The sequence below is a fragment of the Flavobacterium sp. genome (assembly GCF_044361065.1).
In the GTDB taxonomy this organism is placed as follows: domain Bacteria; phylum Bacteroidota; class Bacteroidia; order Flavobacteriales; family Flavobacteriaceae; genus Flavobacterium.
Map to the genome: position 1 here is coordinate 1 of NZ_JBIKJI010000168.1, position 4112 is coordinate 4112.

At 29.3% G+C, this 4112-nt stretch carries 7 protein-coding genes and 1 tRNA gene; all 8 read right to left on the reverse strand.

Going from position 1 to position 4112, the window contains the following annotated elements; all coding sequences use genetic code 11:
- Window positions 1-39 precede the first annotated feature (39 nt).
- Window positions 40-303: a hypothetical protein gene (locus ACIQ11_RS09200; RefSeq protein ID WP_396154333.1), complete on the reverse strand. Its 264-nt coding sequence runs from the start codon at window positions 301-303 to the stop codon at window positions 40-42.
- A gap of 7 nt (window positions 304-310) precedes the next feature.
- Window positions 311-826, reverse strand: a complete 516-nt coding sequence (locus tag ACIQ11_RS09205) for a hypothetical protein (RefSeq protein WP_396154334.1) — start codon at window positions 824-826, stop codon at window positions 311-313.
- 530 nt (window positions 827-1356) lie between these two features.
- Window positions 1357-1487: transfer RNA gene (locus ACIQ11_RS09210), tRNA-OTHER, on the reverse strand.
- A 21-nt stretch (window positions 1488-1508) separates the two neighbouring features.
- Complete coding sequence (locus ACIQ11_RS09215) at window positions 1509-2042, reverse strand: recombination protein NinG (RefSeq protein WP_396154335.1); 534 nt, start codon at window positions 2040-2042, stop codon at window positions 1509-1511.
- Entirely contained in the window at window positions 2039-2731 is a 693-nt protein-coding gene (locus ACIQ11_RS09220) for a hypothetical protein (RefSeq protein ID WP_396154336.1), read from the reverse strand. The genes ACIQ11_RS09215 and ACIQ11_RS09220 overlap by 4 nt, the downstream gene beginning before the upstream one ends.
- Entirely contained in the window at window positions 2728-3021 is a 294-nt protein-coding gene (locus ACIQ11_RS09225) for a hypothetical protein (RefSeq protein ID WP_396154337.1), read from the reverse strand. The genes ACIQ11_RS09220 and ACIQ11_RS09225 overlap by 4 nt, the downstream gene beginning before the upstream one ends.
- Window positions 3018-3686 (reverse strand): DNA cytosine methyltransferase, encoded by a 669-nt coding sequence (locus ACIQ11_RS09230; RefSeq protein WP_396154338.1) that lies wholly within the window; start codon window positions 3684-3686, stop codon window positions 3018-3020. The genes ACIQ11_RS09225 and ACIQ11_RS09230 overlap by 4 nt, the downstream gene beginning before the upstream one ends.
- Window positions 3687-3696: 10 nt before the next feature.
- A partial coding sequence (locus tag ACIQ11_RS09235) for a hypothetical protein (protein WP_396154339.1) occupies window positions 3697-4112 on the reverse strand: 416 nt, incomplete at its 5' end.

Sequence of the window (4112 nt, forward strand, 5' to 3'; positions counted from 1 at the left end):
TTTCGTACATTGAACGTGAATAGTGTATAATAAAGTATCTCATTGTACTTTCTTTTTACGTGTTGTTTTCTTTACTGGTGCTTCAATAATTTCAGTAATTGCATCTATTACCTCTTGTGAAGTTGGTTTAAATTCTGGTTCGTGCGATTCGACCTTTTCGTCTTCAAATAAATGCGTGTAACCTAAAGCAATAAGTCTTCTTTGTTGCATTGGTTTTATAGTGTTTAAGTCTATTTTAATCATACCCAAAATTCCATCGTTAATAGTTATTACTTTGCCTTTGTATTCTTCTTTAACTTTCATATCGTTTTTATTTATATTGTCCGTACTTTTCAAAATGTTTTATTGATTCCAGCATCTCGTTAATCATAAAATGTGCTGATGTGTGACTGATTCCAAAATGCTTAGCAATCGTGCGACCAGTAGAAATCTGCTTATCGTAATACGTCTCAAAGAATATCAGCTTAATTTTATCGGTTATTTGTCCTCTATAATTTTCTAATATCTCTAATCTGTCACTAAACTTAATTTCGTCTTCAAGTGAATCGTCAATTGAATCTGGTATATATTCGTTCTCAACTGAATTTATTATCTCTTTCTTTGAATCTGACTGCCATAATAACTCACATTTGATTAAATGCAAAAACATTGCCTTTGCTTCGTGTTCTTCTTTGTACTGGTATTTAGATTCACTTGCTTTGATGTAAGCGTTGTTTATAATCGTATCAATGTCAAGTTGTGAATTTAATCTGCTGACAAAATACCTTGTATAACGATTTATTTCATCGTAGTTTTTGGTAATATAGTTATTTAGTAATGCTATCATACCAATTGTAAAAGTCTTTTATCCAAATTCTGCGTCTTACTTGACTGCAAAAGCATTCTTTCTCTTTCTCTCCAGTTACTCGAATACGAATAACAGATAGTTTTATGCAACTTGTTTTCGCTGACTTTATAATTGGGTCAGCATCTCGCAACTTTTCGATTAGTTCTATTTCAGTTTCTGTAAACATAGTTGAGTAGTGTATCCGATTAATGAAACAAAACAAGCCATAAAAAAGTCTTGAAAATAAAAAAGTGCAAACCAAAAAGATAAGCACTTCATACAACTAACTGCGGAATATATCGCATCGGTGTATTTATTGACCTCAATCTGTAAAAATAACCTATCAAATTGACGTTGTAATGGCTCAAAATTAGCAAACCACCACGAAAAAGAAATTAAAAATAGTACTTCCATATTTGCAAATATAAAATATTGTATTATAGACGAAACATTTTGTTAATAAGTTATACTATATAAGGTATAAAATCAATACTTTGTTAATAAATTATATCAATTATGGTATAAAAAAGTAGTCAGGACAGGACTCGAACCTGTATGATATTTAGCATTTCGGAAAAATATCTATCTTCTATAAGCACCATATGTTAGATGTATCGGAGTTTAACCAATAAACGGCGTCTACCAATTCCGCCACCTGACTATTTATTTCAAATATAATAATTTAATTTAATTCCTTACATTTTCTTTTATAATATTCTGCAAGTTCTTTTAACTCGTCTTTTGTGTACTTTCTTGTTATGTAAGCACGTTCACGTAACATAGTAAATTCATCCGCTCCTATCTTGTTTTCTAAGTGTATTCCGTATTCAATTAGATTTCCAGATAATTGTACATTACACTTGTAGCAACTTGAATGAACGTTGTTTTCGTCAAATCTGACGTTGGTATGCGTACCAGCAGAATAGTAATGCGATGCGTGTGTTACTCCGTTTATTCTTTTTTGGCAAGATATACATACTTTTCCCTTATCTCTTAAGTTAATATATCGGTTGAAGTGTTGTTGAGCTATCTTAAAGTAGTCTTGTAACGTCATAATACTATCTTTTAACGCTTTCTTACGCACTTTCTTTATCTTTTCAAGGTTCTTTATTGCTTGACGTGTTTTAGTGCATACGTAACACAAAGAATCTGTACTCCTATATGGTATAAAAATAGTGCTACACTCTTTGCATTTCTTTTCAAAAATATTTTTCATAATAAATTTAATTGTTTTGTAATTATTTTAGCACCTTTCATTTGATTATCTTCTGCCCATAATGGTTGAAAGTTTGTATAGTGATTTAATCTTATTACATCTTCTTCTGTTTTTGCAGTTGCTATTGGTACAATGTGGTCAAGATGCCATTCTCCATAATTTTCTAAAGTCATACCTTTTGTAAATTGTGATTTAATATAATCTTTAAACTCTAAAAAATTACATCCAAGTATTTCTTCACTTTTTAATGTTTTACTAAACTTTGAATTTGTTTTTTTAAAACTTCTATATACAATATTTCTTACATTGCATTTAAATTTAAACATTGAATCTTCTTTTCTTTTTTGTTTATAATAAATTTTAAAGTATTCTCTTTTTTTATCTTTATTCTCTAATCTATATTTTTTATGATATTCTTTTAACTTATCTTTATTTAAGATATTATAATTTTTAGAATATATACTTTTTTCTTGTTTTCTATTATTATGGTATTCTTTAATTTTTTCTTTATTTTTTATATTATATAATTTATGCCTTTCATTTATTGCTTCTCTATTATTTAAATAATGTTTTTTACTTATTTCGTTTTTGCATTTTTTACAAGCATAAAATAATCCATCTAAAGTTCTTTTGTCTTTACTAAAATCAATTAAATCTTTTGATTCTTTACATTTTCCACAAGTCTTCATATTCCATTCGTTAAATTTTCGTTTATCTTTTTCAACTGCTCTACTTCTCTTGTCAACTCCATTACTTTTTTATGTTCTGCATATAGTAATGTTTGATATTGTTTGTTTTCGTCTACTAAAATGTTAAAAGTAGTTCGTGCGTCTTGCAGAAAATCAAAATGTTTTTGCATAGATTCAATTAAATCTGTACGATGTGCGTTCTTTTTTTTAATGTCGTCTATTGAAATCTGTAAAGACTGCGTTAACGATTCAAAAGTTATTGATGCTTCTATGATTGCTATCTGTTTCAAAATAATTCCATTTGATTTGTGTTACTTTTGTTTACTATATTTAATGCAGTTTCAAATATAGTCTTTCCTGCTTCATAATCTACCAGGTTACGTGCCATTTTTACAATTGATTGACTGCCATTGTATTTTTTAAAATCATAATCGTGAAATTTACACAAAGATTCTAACTCATTTTTTTCTTGTGATATTTTAAAACCTCTGTCATTTACTTCATTAGGTAAAATAAAGTTTGTCCAATATAAATGTCTACCTCTTTTTTGTGCTTGAATTAATGGTTCATAGTATGGTATTACATTTTCAACTACAAATTTTCCACTTTTATAATAATGTTGTAAAAACAAAATTTCTTCATATAATTTTAAATCAGCATATATTGGTTGTGTTGTTGTTTCATAGTTTGAGCTATTCCAATACCTTGCTCTACTATGACTCGGACAAGGTGGCGAACTCCATATAAAATCAAACTCTTTAAAATGGTCTAACAAGTATTGGTGCGCATCTGCAACTATTACTTTATCATTTGGGAATCTTTCTTGATATAATTTAGCAGCAATCTCATCTAATTCTACTGCGGTTACTTCTATTTCGATACCTGCTTGTATTGCTACTTCATCCCACTTGTATCTGTTTCCGCCTAAACAAGCGTATAAGTTTAAAATTTTCATATTTTATTATTTAAAATGGTAAATTATCAAATGAATTATTCGGTTGTATTGCTTTTGTACTTGGCAAAGTTAATCTTTTTATCACATCTTTACCACGAACTTTGAAACCTAAGCCAAAATTGTAGTCCATCATCATTGGTTCGTTTAATAGCGTTGGCTTCCCTCCAGTATCTGTGTCTTTAATCTTTACTACTTCAACCATTGTGTAGTTCCATAAATCTGGGTGTTGTGTTAACCTGTGAACTACTAAAAAATCGTCTGCTTTATTTGCGAATGCTTTACCGCCCTCAATGTCTGACTTTAATGGTGGCATAACGTGTCCAGACCATCCGTGTTTTTCTGGATATACTGCCGAGCGTCTTCCACTTGCTGAACTTGGATGAGCATTTATGTAGATTGTTTTACCATTCTTTGTAAAGTGCTTTA

Bases quoted from the DNA above. Each gene is read 5' to 3' on its own strand.
- ACIQ11_RS09200 (WP_396154333.1), bottom strand. From the start codon at position 303: ATGAAAGTTAAAGAAGAATACAAAGGCAAAGTAATAACTATTAACGAT.
- ACIQ11_RS09205 (WP_396154334.1), bottom strand. From the start codon at position 826: ATGATAGCATTACTAAATAACTATATTACCAAAAACTACGATGAAATA.
- ACIQ11_RS09215 (WP_396154335.1), bottom strand. From the start codon at position 2,042: ATGAAAAATATTTTTGAAAAGAAATGCAAAGAGTGTAGCACTATTTTT.
- ACIQ11_RS09220 (WP_396154336.1), bottom strand. From the start codon at position 2,731: ATGAAGACTTGTGGAAAATGTAAAGAATCAAAAGATTTAATTGATTTT.
- ACIQ11_RS09230 (WP_396154338.1), bottom strand. From the start codon at position 3,686: ATGAAAATTTTAAACTTATACGCTTGTTTAGGCGGAAACAGATACAAG.